The organism is Herbiconiux sp. 11R-BC, from assembly GCF_049472555.1.
Classification (GTDB): Bacteria; Actinomycetota; Actinomycetes; order Actinomycetales; family Microbacteriaceae; genus Herbiconiux.
The window spans coordinates 92086-108410 of sequence record NZ_JBCEBO010000006.1; the positions used below are offsets into that span (position 1 = coordinate 92086).

Genomic DNA, 16325 nt, shown 5'->3' on the forward strand with positions numbered 1-16325 from the left:
GAGGAGCGAAGCCCTATACGGCGTCGCTCCTCGTTATTTCCGCATCCGTCAGCGTCAGTCGCGGTAGGTGCGGCGCGGCGGGCGGTCCTCGCGCTTGGCCGAGGCGAACTTGTCGGGGCGGAGCTCGATCAGCTTGCCGCTGATGCGGGTGTTCTCGAGGCGGCGCAGGGTGTCGGCCGAGAGGTTCGCCGGCAGCTCGACGAGCGAGAAGTCGGGCCGGATCTGGATGGCCCCGAAGTCGCCGCGGCCGAGGCCGCCCTCGTTCGCGAGCGCGCCCACGATCTGGCGGGGCTCCACCTTCTGGCGCTTGCCCACCGCGATGCGGTAGGTGGTCTTCGGGCCGCCGTCGCCGCGCGGGGCGCGGTCGGGGCGGTCGCCGCGGGCCCCGCGGTCGTAGCCGCCGCGGTCTCCCCGGTCGTCGCGGTCGGGGCGGATGCGCTCGCCGCGGTCGTCCTTCTCGAAGCGGTCGAAGCGCTGGGCGCGCTCCGCCTCGGGCGAGAGCAGGAGGGGCGTGTCGCCCTGGGCGACGACGGCCAGCGCCGCCGCGACATCCGCCTCGGGAACGTCGTGATGCGACACGTAGTGGCCCACGATGTCGCGGAACAGCTGGATCTGCTCCGGATCGGCCAGCGCCGCCGTGATCGAGTCGTCGAAGCGGGCGAGGCGGGTGGAGTTGACGTCGTCGACGCTCGGCAGCTTCATCTCGGTGAGCGGCTGGCGGGTGGCCTTCTCGATCGAGGTGAGCATCCGGCGCTCGCGCGGGGTCACGAAGCTGATGGCGTCGCCCGTGCGGCCGGCGCGGCCCGTGCGGCCGATGCGGTGCACGTAGGACTCGGTGTCGATCGGCAGGTCGTAGTTCACCACGTGGCTGATGCGCTCCACGTCGAGACCGCGGGCCGCGACATCCGTGGCCACCAGGATGTCGAGCTTGCCCGACTTCAGCTGGTTGACGGTGCGCTCGCGCTGCGCCTGCACGACGTCGCCGTTGATGGCGGCAGCGGTGTAGCCACGGGCGCGCAGCTTCTCGGCGAGGGTCTCGGTCTCGTTCTTCGTGCGGGTGAACACGATCATGCCCTCGAAGTTCTCGGTCTCGAGGATGCGCGTGAGCGCGTCGACCTTCTGCGGGTACGACACGATGAGGTAGCGCTGGGTGATGGTGGCCGAGGTGGTGGTCTTGGTCTTGACCGTGATCTCTTCGGGGTCGTGCAGGTACTTCTGCGAGATGCGGCGGATCTGCGCCGGCATCGTGGCCGAGAACAGCGCCACCTGCTTGGAGTCGGGGGTGTCGGCGAGGATCGTCTCGACGTCTTCGGCGAAGCCCATCTTGAGCATCTCGTCGGCCTCGTCGAGCACGAGGTACTTGAGCTCGGTGAGGTCGAGGGTGCCCTTCTCGAGGTGGTCCATGATGCGGCCGGGGGTGCCCACCACGATGTGCACGCCGCGGCGCAGCGCCGAGAGCTGCACGCCGTAGCCCTGGCCGCCGTAGACGGGCAGCACGTGCACGCCCTTGAGGTGCGCGGAGTAGCGCTCGAAGGCCTCGCAGACCTGCAGCGCGAGCTCGCGCGTGGGCGCGAGCACGAGCGCCTGCGGGGTCTTCTGCGCGAGGTCGAGGCGGGAGAGGATGGGCAGCGCGAAGGCCGCCGTCTTGCCGGTGCCGGTCTGGGCCGTGCCGAGCACGTCGCGTCCGGCGAGCAGAGGGGGGATGGTGGCGGCCTGGATGGCCGAGGGGGTCTCGTAGCCGACGTCTTTCAGTGCCTTGAGCACGGCGGTGTCGAGACCGAGGTCGGCGAACGTCAGTTCGGTGCTGGATGTTTCGGTCTCGCCCGTTTCGGCGGGCGCGGAAGATGCCATAACCCCCACGGTAGTCCTTCGGCGGCGCCGAGGCTGGGAGACCCTACTGTGGAGACTATGCCTGATTCGTCTCAGCCGCTCCGCCGTCTCGGATTCCTGACCATCGGTCTCTTCGACCCCGCGCATCCGGCCGCGGGTCACGAGACCACCCTCGGCATCATCGAACTCGGTGAGCAGCTGGGCTTCGACAGCGCCTGGTTGCGGCACCGCCACCTGCAATTCGGCATCTCGTCCCCGGTGGCGGTGATGGCCGCCGCCACCCAGCGCACGAGCCGCATCGAGCTCGGCACGGCCGTGACACCCCTCGGCGCCGAGAACCCGCTGCGCCTCGCCGAAGACCTCGCCACGGTCGACGTGCTCTCGGGCGGGCGCATCCAGTCCGGGTTCAGCACGGGCACACCGATGCACTTCGACGACTACAAGGACGCCCTCTACCCCGGCACCTGGCAGCTGGAGGATCTCGGCTACGACCGCCTGCTGCGGCTGCGCGGGTTCCTCCGCGGCGACACCGTCACCGACTTCTCGGGCCGCGAGGGCATCGAGGAGTACTCCTCGCGGGTCGAACCGCACGCGCCGGGCCTCGCCGAGCGCATCTGGTACGGGGCGGGCAGTCTCCGCTCCGCTCGCTGGGCGGGGGAGAACGGCTTCCGCCTGCTCACGAGCAGCGTGGTGGTGGCCGAGAACGGCAGCGACTTCGCCGCCAACCAGGCCGCGCAGATCGAGGCGTACCGCGCCGCGCATCCGGATGCCGGCGCCGCCCGGGTCTCGCAGGGTCTCGTGGTCATCCCCACCGACTCGGCCACGGCCTCGCAGAAGTCGCGCTACCGCGACTACGTGGCCTCGCGGAGCGGCCGGGTGGGCGTGCCGCAGGGTCCGCGCGGGATGCTCTTCGCCGAAGACCTGATCGGCCCCGCCGACGAGATCGCGGCCCGGCTCTACGACGACGCCGGGTTCCGGCTCGTCGACGAGGTGGCCTTCGCGCTGCCGTTCAGCTTCGAGCCCGACGACTATCTGCAGATCCTCACCGACCTCGCCGGCGCTCTCGGCCCGGCGCTGGGCTGGCGCCCCGCGGCCTAGGCGCACGCGATTTTCCTCGGGGCGTGCCCGGGCGATACCGTGAGCGTGTGGACAACGATTCCGAACTCCCCTCCGGACGCACCATGGACACCGGGGGCGACGATTCCCGCCAGCACGTCAGCGACGAGGTCGACCGGGCCCTGCGCGCCGATGTGCGCCTGCTCGGCGCCCTGCTGGGCCGCGTGCTCACCGAGGCGGGCGGCGAGAGCCTGCTGGCCGACGTGGAGCGCTTGCGCACCCTGGTGATCGCCGCCTACGAGCGCGACAGCGAGGCCTCGATCGAAGACGCCGAAGCGCTCGTCGAGTCGTTCAGCCACGAGCGCGCCGAGCAGATCGCGCGCGCCTTCACCTGCTACTTCCACCTCTCGAACCTCGCCGAGGAGCACCACCGCGTGCGGGTGCTCCGTGCCCGCGCGGCCGCGGGGCCGGTCGCCGACCGCGCCGACTCGCTGCCGGCCGCCCTCGAGCGCCTCACCGAGGAGCTCGGCGCGGAGGAGACGGCCGACCGCCTCCAGCAGCTGCGGTTCCACCCGGTCTTCACCGCGCACCCCACCGAGGCGCGCCGCCGGGCCGTGGCCTCGGCCATCCGGCGCATCAGCGAACTGCTCGAACTGCGCGAGGCCGCGGAGCCCGGCTCGATCACCCTCGTCGAGAACGAGCGCCGGCTGCTCGAGGAGATCGACGTGCTCTGGCGCACCTCGCCGCTGCGGATGACCCGCCCCACGCCCCTCGACGAGGTGCGCACGGCGATGTCGATCTTCGACCAGACCCTGTTCCAGGTGGTTCCGCGGGTCTACCGCCTGCTCGACGACTGGCTGCTCGGCCAGGATGCCGGCCGTCGTCCGGCCGAGGCCCCCGCCTTCCTGCGTCTCGGCAGCTGGATCGGCGCCGACCGCGACGGCAACCCCTTCGTCACCGCGGCCGTCACCAAGTCGGCCGCCGCGATCGCCTCCGAGCACGTGCTGCTCGGTCTCGAGCACGCCGCGAGCCGCATCGGCCGCACCCTCACGCTCGACGAGGAAGACACCCCGCCGACGGATGCCCTGCTCGCGCTGGCCGCCGAACAGGAACGTCTCGCGGGCCACATCACCTCGCAGATCGGCAAGCGCGCACCGAACGAACCGCACCGCCGGGTGCTCATGGTGGTGGCCGCGCGCATCGCCGCCACCCGCCTCGACGAGGCCCCGCTCGCCTACGGCCGCCCCGACGAGCTACTCGCCGACCTCGCCGTGCTGCAGGATTCCCTGCGCGCCGGCGGCGCCGACCGCAGCGCGAACGGGGAGCTGCAGAACCTGATCTGGCAGGTGCAGACCTTCGGCTTCCACCTCGCCGAGCTCGAGGTGCGGCAGCACTCGAAGGTGCACCGTCAGGCCCTCGAAGAGGTGCGCGCCGGCGGTGAGCTGGGCGAGATGACCCAGGAGGTGCTCGAGGTCTACCGCACCATCGCCTTCCTGCAGGACCGCTACGGCGTGAACGCGGCCCGCCGCTACATCGTCTCGTTCACGCAGTCCTCCGCCGACCTCGCCACCGTCTACGCACTCGCCGAGGCCGCGCTCGGTTCGGCCGAGGCCGCCCCGGTGCTGGATGCGATCCCGCTGTTCGAGACCTTCGACGACCTGCAGGCGGCCCCGCGCATCCTGGCCGAGATGATCGAGCTCGAGCCCGTGAAGGCGCGCCTGGCCGCCACCGGGCGCAAGCTCGAGGTGATGCTCGGCTACTCCGACTCCTCGAAGGACGTCGGCCCGGTGTCGGCCACGCTCGCGCTCTACGCCGCCCAGTCGCGCATCGCGGAGTGGGCGAAGGTCAACGACATCACCCTCACGCTCTTCCACGGCCGCGGCGGCGCCCTCGGCCGCGGCGGCGGGCCGGCCAACGAGGCCGTGCTCGCGCAGCCGCCCGGATCGGTCGACGGCCGCTTCAAGCTCACCGAGCAGGGTGAGGTGATCTTCGCCCAGTACGGCGACAAGACCATCGCCGCCCGGCACATCGAGCAGATGGCCGCGGCGACCCTGCTGGCGTCGAGCCCCGCCAACGAGGAGTCGAACCGGGCCGCGGCCGAGGCCTTCGCCGGCGTCGCCGCCACGATGGACGAGGCCTCGCGCCTGCGCTTCTTCGAGCTCGTGAAGGCCGAGGGCTTCGCGCAGTGGTTCGCCCAGGTCACGCCGATGGAGGAGGTGGGCCTGCTCGCGCTCGGCTCCCGCCCCGCCCGCCGCGGCCTCTCGGTGGAGTCGCTCGAAGACCTGCGCGCCATCCCGTGGGTGTTCGCCTGGACCCAGGCGCGCATCAACCTCACCGGCTGGTTCGGCCTCGGCACGGCGCTCGCCGCCGTGGGCGACGAGGCGGTGCTGCAGGATGCGTATGCGCGCTGGCCGCTGTTCACCTCGATGATCGACAACGTCGAGATGTCGCTGGCGAAGACCGACGGCCGCATCGCCGAGCGTTACCTCGCCCTGGGCGACCGCGACGACCTCGCCTCGCTCGTGCTCGAGGAGATGGAGCTCACCCGCGAGTGGGTGCAGCGCACGAGCGGGCACCGCGAGATCCTCGAGGACCGGCCGGTGCTCAAGCGCGCGGTGCGCCTGCGCAGCCCCTACGTCGACGCCCTGTCCCTGCTGCAGCTGCGCGCCCTGCGCTCGGTGCGCGAGACCGGTTCGACCGACCCGGCCGATGCGCCGCACCGACTGCTCCTGCTCGCCGTCAACGGCGTGGCGGCCGGTCTCCAGAACACGGGCTGATCGGGCGGCATCAGGCGAGGCCTGGTACCGTGACCTGGTGACGCGCCGACCCGCATCACCGGCGAAGACCCCTTCTCATGGCCACCCACTACTCGCGAACCGACCCCAGCGCCACGGGCACCCGTCTGCCCGCGGAGCCGCGTGCGCCTCGGCCGAGTCCGAGCCCGAGGCCGCTGGCGTCGGGCCGGCCGCGCCGCATCAACAAGGCCGTCGTGGTGTGCGCGGCGGCATCCGTGTTCGCGCTCACGGCGCTCACCGCCATCGCGCCGCTCCCCGGCGCCAGCTTCGCCGGCTCGACGGCGCCGCTCGAGGTGCAGACGCTCGCGGTTCCGGGCGGTGTCGCCGCGGCCTCCGTGTTCCGTGACGACTACACCGCCACCTCGGGCGTCGAGACGCTCTCGAAGGGCTCCACGAACCGCGACTGGGCCAAGCTCGTGTTGTTCCTCGCCGGCTTCCCGATGAGCGACAGCAACGTCACCGTGATGATGCGCTGGATGCGCCAGGAGAACGGCCCCGACGACTGGTGGCTGCGCAACAACCCGCTGAACAACGGCTGGGGCTCCGGCGGCGGCAGCGGCCTGGGCAGCTACGACACCCTCGTCACCGCCGCCCAGAACGTGGGCAACGCCCTGCACGGCAACCCGGGCTACTCGGCGATCGTTGCCGGGTTCGCCTCCTCGGCACCCACCGACCAGATCGAGGCCGCCATCTGGGCCTCGCCATGGGCCACCAGCCACTACGCCAACGGTGCGCACTGGTCGTACACCCCGGTTCCGGAGTACGCCTCGCCGAGCGGCACCTGGGGCTAGCCGGCAACCGCCGGCCGGCGCCGGCGCCGGCGCCGGCGGCGGCGGCAGCGGCAGCGGGTCAACGTCGGCCGGAGGCTAGACGCCCGTGCGCCGACGCAGCTTCGAGAGGCCGCGGCCGATCTTGCGGGCGCCGCGGTGCAGGAGGCCCGGACCCGGAGCGGCCGGCTCAGGAGCCCGGCGCTGCAGCACGACCATGGCCTGGTCGAAGAGCTCGCCCGTGGGCACCCATTCCATGACGGTGAACCCGGCTTCGCCCCAGACCGTCTCGACCCACGACCGCGGGGCGACGGCCCAGGAGTAGAACGAGCGCTTGCGCGGCCCGTCGTCGTCGGCCCCGCCGCCCGCGTAGACGAACTCGCCCTGCCGGGCGAGGGCCTGCGCGCGAGTGGCGTCGGGGATGAGCTCGGCGATGTTGACGTCGAACGGCGTCGGCGTGCCGGCCGCGACGGCCGCCTGCGCGCCCACGATCAGGCCGAGGAAGTCGTCTTCGAGCACGGTGATGAACACCTTGGAACCCGGATGCGTGACCCGCGCGAACTCGGCGGCCCACTGCCGGTGCGCCTCCTCCGAGAGGTGGGAGAACACGCTGAAGGCCGTGACGGCGTCGAAGCTCTCGTCTCGGAACACGCTCGGCGGCCAGGGGGAGTTCGTGACCGCGTTGACGCCGGGCAGCGTGCTGTGCAGCAGCACCGTCATCTCGCTGTCGACATCGCTCGACCAGATCTGGTCGGCGCGCAGACGGCGCAGCAGCATCCGGGTGATGCGGCCCCAGCCCGAGCCGAAGTCGAGCACCCGCTGGGTCTGGATGTCGCCCTCGGCCCACGAGGCGAAGGCGCGGTCGACGAAGCGCTCGGCCTCGGAGTAGGCGGCCTGGTAGCTCGAGCCCACGAACTTCTGCTGGATGCGCTGCGGCGGGTTCAGCGGCGCCCGGTTCACCGGATCGGCGACGGGGGGCAGGGCCTCGAGCGTCTCGGCGTCGGACAGGCTCTGCACGAAAGAGCTCACGGGCGGAACGGTGCTGTCGATGTCCTCTGACGCCATGTGTCCTCCAGTGTTCGGTGGCGGCCCCATCTTGGCACAGTTGGATCACGCCCCTGTGAACACCTCGGGCATACTGAGAACTCGTGTCTACACCTGACGAAGGGCCGTCATGACTTCTCCGTTCTCGTTCGAATCCCTCCTCACCGCCGTCATCGTCGCCGTCGTGGTGATCGTGCTGCTCATCGTGCTGCTGACGCTGCTGCGGGGCATCAAGGTGGCGAAGCCCGACGAGGCGATCATCGTCACGAGCCGTCAGAAGGCCGTGAAGCCGGGCGACTCCGCGCTCGAGGAGACCGAGAACGCGGGGCAGCGGGTGGTGTTCGGCTCGCGCGTGTTCGTGAAGCCGATCGTCGAGGCGCACTTCAAGCTGAGCCTGCGCAGCCGCCAGCTCAACGTGCAGGCCACGGCTCAGACGAAGGATGCGATCACCATCAAGGTGAACGCCGTCGCCGTGGTGAAGGTGGGCGGCTCGGAGTCGATGGTGCGCGCCGCCGCCCAGCGCTTCCTGAACCAGCAGGACCAGATCGAGACCTCCACCGAGGAGGTGCTCTCCGGATCCGTGCGGTCGATCGTCGGCCAGCTGACGGTGACGGAGATCATCACCAACCGGCAGGCGCTGCAGGGCCAGGTGCTCGACGCCGTGCGCGAGTCGCTCGACGTGCAGGGCCTGCAGATCGACACCCTCCAGATCAAGGAGATCGACGACGACAACGGCTACATCCGCGATCTCGGGCGCGCCGAGGCCGCCCGCGTGAAGCAGGTCGCCGAAGTGGCCGAGTCGGTGGCCCGCCAGGCCTCGGAGGAGGCGCGCATCGCCGCCGACCAGGCCGTCGCCGAGCAGCAGCGCAAGCTCGACCTGCGGAACGCCGAGATCCAGAAGGAGACCGACAAGGCGCGCGCCGAGGCCTCCGCCGCCAAGCCGCTCGCCGAGGCCATCTCGCAGCAGGAGGTCATCTCGCAGCAGGAGATCACCGCGGGCAAGCGCGTCGGCCTCCGCAAGCAGGAGCTCGACGCCGAGATCCGCGCCGTGGCCGACGCCGAGGCGTACTCGATCGAGAAGAAGGCGCAGGCGGATGCCGCGTCCAGCGTGGCTGCCGCGAACGCCGAGCGCGACCGCCGCAAGGCGCAGGCCGAGGCGGTCGAGGCGGAGGGCATCGCCGAGCGCAACCGCCGTCGCAGCGCGGCCGAGGCGCTCGAGGCCGAGGGTGTCGCCGAGAAGAACCGCCGGATCGCGGCCGCCGAGGCGCTGCGGGCCGAGGGCGAGGCCGAGGCGAACTCCATCCGGGTGAAGGGCGCCGCCGAGGCCGAGGCCACGCGGGCGCAGGCGGATGCGCTCGAGGAGCGCGCCGACGACCTGCTGCGGCAGCAGGTGATCGGGCAGCTGCCCGACATCGTGCGGGCCGCATCCGAGCCGCTCGCCGCCATCTCGAACATGACCATCATCTCCAGCGACGGCCACGGCACCGAGCAGGTCAGCGGCAGCGTCTCGAGCCAGCTCGCCTCCTCGATGCAGATCGTGAAGGATCTCGTGGGCATCGACATCGCCGAGATCGTGACCGGCCGGGCCACCGGCGCGGCGGCAGGGCAGGCCTTCGCCGAGCGCGGGGGAGCGGTGGCCGTGCGTCCGAAGGCGAAGGCGACGCCGGCCGAGTGACGCCGGCGGGATGACGCCCGCCGAGTGACGCAGTTCGCCCGCCGGAGCGAGCGGGCGAGTAGCGTGAGGGCATGGCCAGCGAAGCCGAGGTTCTCGAGATCGACGGGCCGCACGGCGTGCGCGAGGTGCGGCTCTCGAGCCCGTCGCGGGTGATCTGGCCGGAGCCCGGCATCACTAAGCGCGATCTCGCGGCCTACCTCGTGGCGGTGGCGCCCGCCTTCCTCGCGGCCAACGGCGACCGCCCGGTCTCGCTCCAGCGCTTCTCCGGTGGCATCGACGGCGAGCAGTTCTTCTCGAAGAATCCGCCGAAAGGAGCGCCCGACTACGTGCGCGCGGTGCCGGTGGTCTACCCGAGCGGGCGCACGCATCCGCAGCTCGTGCTCGACGAGGCGGCCGCGGTGGTGTGGGCGGCGCAGATGAACACGGTCGTGTTCCACCCCTGGGCCTCGCGCGCCGAGGCGCCCGACCTCCCCGACGAACTGCGCATCGACCTCGACCCGCAGCCGGGCACCGACTTCGCCGACGCCGTGCCGGTCGCCCTCGCGCTGCGCGCGCTGCTCGCCGAGGCCGGGCTCACCGCCTTCGTGAAGACCTCCGGCAACCGGGGGCTGCACGTGTTCGCGCCGATCGAGCCCACGCACGAGTTCCTCGAGGTTCGGCACGCCGTCATCGCCGCCGCCCGCGAACTCGAACGCCGGATGCCCGACGCGGTCACCACGCACTGGTGGAAGGAGGAGCGCGGCCGGCGCGTGTTCGTGGACTTCAACCAGGCCAACCGCGACCGCACCATGGCCGGCGCCTACAGCCCGCGCGCTCTCGCGCACGCCCCGGTGTCGTGCCCGCTGGCCTGGGAGGAGCTGGAGGGCGCCGACCCGGCGGCCTTCACGATCCTCACCGTCCCGGAGCGGCTGGCCGCGACGGGCGACCCCTGGGCGGGACTGCACGACTCGCCCGGAACGATCGACCTGCTGCTCGGCTGGTGGGAGCGCGATCTCTCCTCCGGCCTCGGAGAGCTGCCTTTTCCGCCCGACTTCCCGAAGATGCCCGGGGAGCCACCGCGGGTGCAGCCGAGCCGGGCCCGGAAGCCCGATCGACAGATGTAGCTAGCTAAGCTAGTTACGATCCTTTCGAGCGGAGCCGCGAATCCGTCTACAGTTGGGCGTATGGATGAGGCAGGCGACGACTCGACGTCGAACTTCTGGTACACCGCGCAGACCACTGCCCGCGCCGCCGTCGACGTTCTGCAGGCCCTCCGGCAGTACCGCAGCGCCGAGGTGCACATGCGTGCGCGCACGCGCCGCACGATGCAGATGGGGGAGAACGACGTGCTCGCGGTGCGTCACATCATCCGCGGCCGTCAGTCGGGCGCCTTCGTGAGTCCGAAAGACCTCGCCGAGGCGCTCGAGATCTCCTCGGCCTCGACGACCACCCTGATCGACCGGCTCGAGAAGTCGGGGCACATCCAGCGGCAGCCGCATCCGACCGACCGGCGTGCCCTCATCCTGGTGCCCACGGAGAGCGCCGACCGCGACGTGCGGGCAGCACTCGGCGACGCGCACGAGCGGATGCTCCGGGTGGCCGAGGACCTCGGGCCCGAGGAGCGGGCCGTCGTGATCGGCTTCCTCGAGCGCATGGCCGAGGCCGTCGGAACGGCCCGAGAGGCCGTGCCCGAGCGACGCTGAGGTCGGCTCGCCCGAGGGGCGCTCGTCGAGGGCCGAGCCGTCAGCGGTCGTCGTCGAGCTCGACCGCCGGCGTCATCGCCGCGAGCTCCGGCTCGATGCCGATGGGCGCGAGCACGACCTCGCCCGCGAGCCGGGGCCCGCGGCCGCGGAGCAGGCCCGCCTTGATGCCGCCGAAGGTGACGGTGAGCTGCGCAGGCAGCACGACCTCGTCGGCCGCCTCGCCGCTGTCGGGGTCGATGCCGCTCGGGATGTCGACGGCCACCACGGGCGGCAGCTCCGGTGCCGCGAGCAGCGCGCGCACGACGTCGCGTGCGACGCCTCGCAGAGCGGGGGAGGATCCGCCCGTGCCCGTGCCCGTGCCCGTGCCCGTGCCCGTGCCCGTGCCCGTGCCCGTGCCCGTGCCGAGGATGCCGTCGACGACCACGTCGTAGGCGACCCCGCGCTTCAGCTCGCCGATCAGCCGGTCGTCGGGTTCCCGCTCGCGCACCCCGGCGGCGAGGGCCGCCTCCCGACCGGCTCCGTGCATCCGTGACCCCACGGCGACGGCGTCCACCTCGATCGACTCCCCGGCTGCGGACCCCGGTGCGGATGCCGCGAGCTCTGCTCCGGCGAACAGCGCGTCACCGCCGTTGGAGCCCGCGCCCACGAGCAGCAGCACGCGGCCCCGACCCTCGGGCAGCAGGCGGCGCACCTGCTCGGCGAGCGCGTGGGCCGCGCGCGCCATCAGGGGCTCGCCGGCGGCGAGGTGCGGCGCCTCGGCGTCGCGCAGCTGCTGTGCCGTGTATCCGCTGATCATGGCTCCATCCTGGACCCTGGCGCCGCCGCGTGCCCGCGTGGAGAAACCTCTCAGAATGACCCCACATACTTGTAGCTTCAATCGTTCGCCCGGGGCATCCCGATCATCGGCCCCGCGAGCGCTGCCGCGACATCCTGACGGGATCGCCGCAACCGACATCGACCGTCACCGCCAACTGCTGCGGCTCCGCGCAGACCTCCTTACCCGGGTCTGCCGGTGTTCCGACGTGCCCGCCCGGGAGCGAGCCGCGCGGCAGGAGTGCCTTCCGTGCGCCTCGTGCGCCGGCACCCACTGGCCGAACCCTGGGAAAACATGCTCAACGCTCCACACCGCGCCGCTTCCGGCGGCACCCGCCCCACAGATTCCACCCGCTCCACCGATTCCAGCCGCTCCGCTCTCGATCCCCTCGCCGCCGTGGCGGCCGCCTCGCTCCGCCCCCGGCGCCGCCGTTCGAAGGGCCGTGAGGCCATCGCCCCCATCGCCGCGTTCGCGGCCGCGGGCCTGCTCGTGTCGATCGCGACCTTCGCGCATCCGGCCACCGCGAGTGCCCAGACCGTCTCGGTGGGCACCACCATCGCCTCGAGCCCGGCGGCCACGGTCGGCGCGGGCGAGGACAGCGGCTCCGACGCGAGCACCCGCCTGTTCGAGACCACCCGTGCCCAGGCGGATGCGCGGGCCGCCAAGACCGTCGCCACCGCGGGCAGCGTGCTCGACTCGGTGAAGGGCAAGGTCGACACGGCGCCGCTCGTGTCGTCGATCGCCGCCCTGGCGAACTACCCCTACCTCGACACCACCACGGTGCAGACCCTGACCACGACCGCGCAGACCGTCACGACCAGCGCTCAGGCGCAGGCCGCCGCCGTCGACAAGGCCGCGGCCGATGCTGCGGCTGCGGCTGCTGCCGCTGCGGCGGCCGCAGCGCAGGCCGCCGCCGACGCGCAGGCGCTCTCCGCCACGCCCGACGGCGCCCGCTCGGTGGCCGCGCAGATGGCCGCCGACCAGTACGGCTGGGGCTCCGACCAGTTCCAGTGCCTCGACTCGCTCTGGACCAAGGAGTCGGGCTGGAACTACCAGGCCGAGAACGCCGGCAGCGGCGCCTACGGCATCGCGCAGTCGCTGCCCGGCAGCAAGATGGCGTCGGTCGCCGACGACTGGGCCACCAACGCGATCACCCAGATCACCTGGGGCCTCGACTACATCGCGCGCGGCTACGGCACGCCCTGCTCGGCCTGGTCGCACTCGCAGTCGGTCAACTGGTACTGATCCGCCGCGGTCTCCCGTTTCTGCAGGAATAGCGGGGAGCGACGCGAATACGGCGTCGCTCCCCGCTATTCCTGCAGATTCGCGTCACGATGGAGGCATGCCCTCACCTCTGCACGGCGTGCGCTCCGTCGTGGCGCGATTCTCGCGCTCGCGCTTCTTCCGTCGCGTCGGCCCCACCGTCATGCCACCGCTGGAGCGCGGCATGGCCTGGCTCACCCGCGGCCGGGTGCAGCTGAGCGGCCTGCTCGTGCCCTCGCTCGTGCTGCACACCACGGGCGCGAAGTCAGGCCTCCCGCGCGAGACCGCGCTGATGTACTGCCCCGAGCCGGCCGGCCGGATGCTCGTGACCGGCAGCAACTTCGCCGGCGCCGCGCACCCGGCCTGGAGCGCCAACCTGCTCGCGCATCCCGAGGCCTGGGTGAATCTCGGTGGCCGCCGCATCGCCGTGCGGGCCGAGCTCGTGGGCGACGACGAGCGGGAGGCGGTGTGGGCCTCCATCGAGCGGCAGTGGCCCGGCTACCGGGGCTACGAGCGCGCATCCGGTCGCACTCTGCGCATCTTCCGCCTCACGCCCCACCCGGCGTGACTTGTTAAGCTTGCGGGCATGGGGCCCGAAGCAGACGACATTGCGCTGAGCGACACCGACCGCTACGAGCAGCTCCGCGTGGCGGCGGTCGAGCGTCTCGACCTGCTCGACACGCCCGCCGAAGAGCGGTTCGACCGCATCACCCGCATCGCACGCGAGCTCTTCCACGTGCCGATCGCCGAGATCAACCTCATCGACGACTCCCGGCAGTACACCAAGTCGCCGCAGCCCACGGGCACCGGGGCGAGCATCGACCTGATCGACTCGTTCTGCGCCATCACGGTGCAGCAGCCCGACATGATCGTGGTGCCGGATGCCACGAAGGACGCGCGCTTCTCGCGCCGCTCCGCGGTCTCCGACGAGCGCCACGTGCGTTTCTACGCCGGCCGGCCGCTCAGCCTCGGCGACGACTACCGCGTGGGCACGCTGTGCCTCGTCGACACCGAGACACGCGAGTTCGGCGACGAGCAGCAGCGACTGCTCGACGAGATGGGGCTCTGGGTCGAGCGGGAGCTGCAGGACACCGCCGACCTCGACCGCGCCGCCGAGGTGCAGCAGGGGCTGTTGCCGAAGGGGCAGCCGAGCTGGCCCGACTACGACGTGGCGGGCGTGTGCCTGCCCGCCAAGAACGTGGGCGGCGACTTCTACTCCTGGCACGGCTCCGGTACGGGCATCGAGCTCACGCTCGCCGACGTGATGGGCAAGGGGACCGCCGGCGCCATCATGGCCGCCACCGTGCGGTCCGCCTTCCAGTCGCGCACCGGCGACGACGTCGTGGCGGCCGTGGCCGGGGTCAATCAGCAGCTCGCCGCCGATCTCGGGGTGACGGGCAGCTTCGCCACCCTCTTCCACGCGGTCATCGACGTTCCGACCGGCCGGCTCGACTACGCGGATGCGGGCCACGGCCTGACCGTGATCGTGCGCACCGACGGGTCGTTCGAGCGTCTCGAGACGACGGGCCTGCCGATCGGCATCGTCGCCGACGGCGACTGGTCGCGCGGAGCGGCAGCGCTCGGACCGGGCGAGAGCCTGGTGTCGTTCACCGACGGCCTGCTCGACCTCTTCGACGGCTCGCTCGACTCGCTCGGTCCGATCGCGGCGATCATCGCGGCGGCGAGCGGCCCGCACGACGCCGTCGCCCGCTTCGCCGAGCTCACGGCAGCGGGCGCGGCCGGCGACGACGTGACCGTCGTCGTCGTGACACGGCGGCCCTGAGGCCGTCCGGCTCAGAGCTGCGGCTCGCCCGCCTCGCGCGCCCGGCTGATCGACCACACGTTCCGCTCGTCGACCCGCTCGTAGCGCAGCTCGTCGACGAGCGCCTGGATGAGGGCGATGCCGCGGCCCGACTCCGACAGCTCGTCGGGCATCTCACGGTCCATCAGAACGATGCCGCCCGCGTCCGCCGTGTCGGTGAGCGAGGCCGAGAGTCCGTTCTCGTCGGCCGTCACCGAGAGCACGCAGGTGACCCCGCCGTCGCCGGCGGCGTGCTGGATGACGTTCGACGCGAGCTCGATGAGCGCCGTCTCGAACGCCATCCGGTCGAATTCGCCCACTTCGGGGTTCTCGGCCCAGACGGTCTCGAGGAACTCGTGCACTGCATCCACGTCGCCGGGCGGCGAACTGAACACCAGACTCTTGCGTTCCTCACTCACGGGCGGCCTCCTCGACGCTGGCGAACGGGGTCAGGATCTTGTCGACGTTGGAGAGCTTCAGCACCATGCTCACCTGGGCCGAGGGGCTCACGATGCGGAGGTCGCCGCCGGCCTCCCGGGCCGACTTCAGGCAGCTGATCAGCGCGCCGAGCCCGGAGGAGTCCATGAACGGCACGCGGCTGAGGTCGACCACGACCCGCGGGCGCCCCGCGTCGATCGAGCGCTTGACCACCTCGCGCATCGGCGGACCCGACACCATGTTCAGCCGCCCGTCGCCGCGCACGACGACGGTGTCGTCGCCGAGCGATTCCGTGGAGAACTCCATAGACCGTGACCCCCTACAAGTAAGCTGTTCCCAGGCTAGCGAAAGGTGGAGAGGTGTCCGACCCGGAACGCGCCATCGCGCGCATCGTTCAGACCTACCCCAACGTCAAGGTCGTGCTGAGCGACATGGTGTTCAACGACTCCTACTTCCACTCCGCGGGCGCCGACGGCGGCACCCTCTACATCAACGCCGAGCTCACCGGGGTGATCGCCGCCCAGGAGGGCTGGACCGGCACCATCATCACCGCCGAGGCACTGCCCGACGCGTGACCGTTCCCAACGCCATCTCGATCGGGCGCCTGGTCATCCTGACGCCCCTCTTCGTGGTGCTGGTGCTCGTGTTCCACACCCCGCTGCTGGCGTTGCTGACGCTCGTCCTGCTCGGCATCACCGACTGGGCCGACGGCTTCATCGCGCGCCGCTTCGACCAGGTGAGCGAGCTCGGCAAGAAGCTCGATCCGGTGGCAGACCGCGTCTCGCAGCTCGCGGTCTGCGTCACCCTCGTCGTCGCCGGGCTGGTGCCGCTCTGGATGGCGCTCGTGCTGCTCGCGAGCGATCTGCTGCTGGGTGTCACCGTGCTGGTGCAGAAGCCCGGCATCGTGAAAGTGCGCACGCTCGGGCGGGTGCGCACCGTGCTGCTGATGGTGGGCTTTCCGCTGCTGCTGCTCGTGCAGTCGTTCTGGCCGGAGGATGCGCTGCTCGGCGCGGCTGCGCTCGCGGTGGTGGGCGTGGGCTGCGTTCTGCACGCCGTGGCGAACCTCGAGTACACCTGGGTGACCGCGCGCGGACCGCGGGCCGAGCCCGAGCCGAGCCGGGTGCCGTAGCGGCGCTCGCCCCGGCAGCCGGCACCGCTGG

General features: G+C 71.8%; 16 protein-coding genes. 11 read left to right on the top strand and 5 right to left on the bottom strand.

What is annotated here, in order from left to right; genetic code table 11:
* Nucleotides 1-54: 54 nt before the first annotated feature.
* Nucleotides 55-1851: a DEAD/DEAH box helicase gene (locus tag VD659_RS14615; protein WP_423261805.1), complete on the bottom strand. Its 1797-nt coding sequence runs from the start codon at nucleotides 1849-1851 to the stop codon at nucleotides 55-57.
* 57 nt (nucleotides 1852-1908) lie between these two features.
* Here VD659_RS14615 and VD659_RS14620 point away from each other — a divergent pair, with 57 nt between their 5' ends.
* The 3 genes from VD659_RS14620 (at nucleotide 1909) to VD659_RS14630 (ending at nucleotide 6472) form a co-directional block, all read left to right on the top strand.
* Complete coding sequence (locus tag VD659_RS14620) at nucleotides 1909-2928, top strand: LLM class flavin-dependent oxidoreductase (RefSeq protein WP_423261806.1); 1020 nt, start codon at nucleotides 1909-1911, stop codon at nucleotides 2926-2928.
* Nucleotides 2929-3011: 83 nt separating this feature from the next.
* A complete protein-coding gene (locus VD659_RS14625; RefSeq protein ID WP_423261943.1) occupies nucleotides 3012-5663 on the top strand; it encodes a phosphoenolpyruvate carboxylase in 2652 nt (883 codons plus the stop codon).
* Nucleotides 5664-5740: 77 nt separating this feature from the next.
* A complete protein-coding gene (locus tag VD659_RS14630) occupies nucleotides 5741-6472 on the top strand; it encodes a hypothetical protein (RefSeq protein ID WP_423261807.1) in 732 nt (243 codons plus the stop codon).
* Between the two features lie 75 nt (nucleotides 6473-6547).
* Here VD659_RS14630 and VD659_RS14635 read toward each other — a convergent pair whose 3' ends face one another.
* Entirely contained in the window at nucleotides 6548-7513 is a 966-nt protein-coding gene (locus tag VD659_RS14635) for a class I SAM-dependent methyltransferase (RefSeq protein ID WP_423261808.1), read from the bottom strand.
* Between the two features lie 109 nt (nucleotides 7514-7622).
* Between VD659_RS14635 and VD659_RS14640 the strand changes: the two genes are divergently transcribed.
* From VD659_RS14640 to VD659_RS14650, 3 genes are all read left to right on the top strand, one after another.
* Complete coding sequence (locus VD659_RS14640; RefSeq protein WP_423261809.1) at nucleotides 7623-9167, top strand: SPFH domain-containing protein; 1545 nt, start codon at nucleotides 7623-7625, stop codon at nucleotides 9165-9167.
* 71 nt (nucleotides 9168-9238) lie between these two features.
* Complete coding sequence (gene ligD / locus VD659_RS14645; protein ID WP_423261810.1) at nucleotides 9239-10270, top strand: non-homologous end-joining DNA ligase; 1032 nt, start codon at nucleotides 9239-9241, stop codon at nucleotides 10268-10270.
* Nucleotides 10271-10330: 60 nt separating this feature from the next.
* Nucleotides 10331-10849, top strand: a complete 519-nt coding sequence (locus VD659_RS14650; protein ID WP_423261811.1) for a MarR family winged helix-turn-helix transcriptional regulator — start codon at nucleotides 10331-10333, stop codon at nucleotides 10847-10849.
* Nucleotides 10850-10889: 40 nt separating this feature from the next.
* On the opposite strand, the gene VD659_RS14655 is transcribed toward VD659_RS14650, so the two are convergent.
* Complete coding sequence (locus VD659_RS14655; RefSeq protein WP_423261812.1) at nucleotides 10890-11645, bottom strand: NAD(P)H-hydrate epimerase; 756 nt, start codon at nucleotides 11643-11645, stop codon at nucleotides 10890-10892.
* Between the two features lie 312 nt (nucleotides 11646-11957).
* On the opposite strand from VD659_RS14655, the gene VD659_RS14660 reads away from it, so the two are divergent.
* From VD659_RS14660 to VD659_RS14670, 3 genes are all read left to right on the top strand, one after another.
* Entirely contained in the window at nucleotides 11958-12908 is a 951-nt protein-coding gene (locus VD659_RS14660; RefSeq protein ID WP_423261813.1) for a phospholipase, read from the top strand.
* A gap of 97 nt (nucleotides 12909-13005) precedes the next feature.
* Nucleotides 13006-13494 carry a nitroreductase family deazaflavin-dependent oxidoreductase gene (locus VD659_RS14665; RefSeq protein WP_423261814.1) on the top strand — a complete coding sequence of 163 codons (489 nt, stop codon included), beginning with the start codon at nucleotides 13006-13008 and terminating at the stop codon, nucleotides 13492-13494.
* A gap of 18 nt (nucleotides 13495-13512) precedes the next feature.
* Nucleotides 13513-14709 (top strand): PP2C family protein-serine/threonine phosphatase, encoded by a 1197-nt coding sequence (locus VD659_RS14670; protein WP_423261815.1) that lies wholly within the window; start codon nucleotides 13513-13515, stop codon nucleotides 14707-14709.
* Between the two features lie 11 nt (nucleotides 14710-14720).
* Here the strand turns inward: VD659_RS14670 and VD659_RS14675 are convergent, their stop codons facing one another.
* The gene (locus tag VD659_RS14675) at nucleotides 14721-15146 is read right to left on the bottom strand and encodes an ATP-binding protein (protein ID WP_137837039.1); all 426 of its coding nucleotides are present in this window, start codon (nucleotides 15144-15146) and stop codon (nucleotides 14721-14723) included.
* Nucleotides 15139-15471, bottom strand: coding sequence for an STAS domain-containing protein (locus VD659_RS14680; protein ID WP_423261816.1), 333 nt, complete (start codon nucleotides 15469-15471; stop codon nucleotides 15139-15141). The genes VD659_RS14675 and VD659_RS14680 overlap by 8 nt, the downstream gene beginning before the upstream one ends.
* A gap of 53 nt (nucleotides 15472-15524) precedes the next feature.
* Here VD659_RS14680 and VD659_RS14685 point away from each other — a divergent pair, with 53 nt between their 5' ends.
* Entirely contained in the window at nucleotides 15525-15740 is a 216-nt protein-coding gene (locus tag VD659_RS14685; RefSeq protein WP_423261817.1) for a hypothetical protein, read from the top strand.
* Nucleotides 15737-16294, top strand: a complete 558-nt coding sequence (locus tag VD659_RS14690) for a CDP-alcohol phosphatidyltransferase family protein (protein WP_423261818.1) — start codon at nucleotides 15737-15739, stop codon at nucleotides 16292-16294. The genes VD659_RS14685 and VD659_RS14690 overlap by 4 nt, the downstream gene beginning before the upstream one ends.
* Nucleotides 16295-16325: the final 31 nt, after the last annotated feature.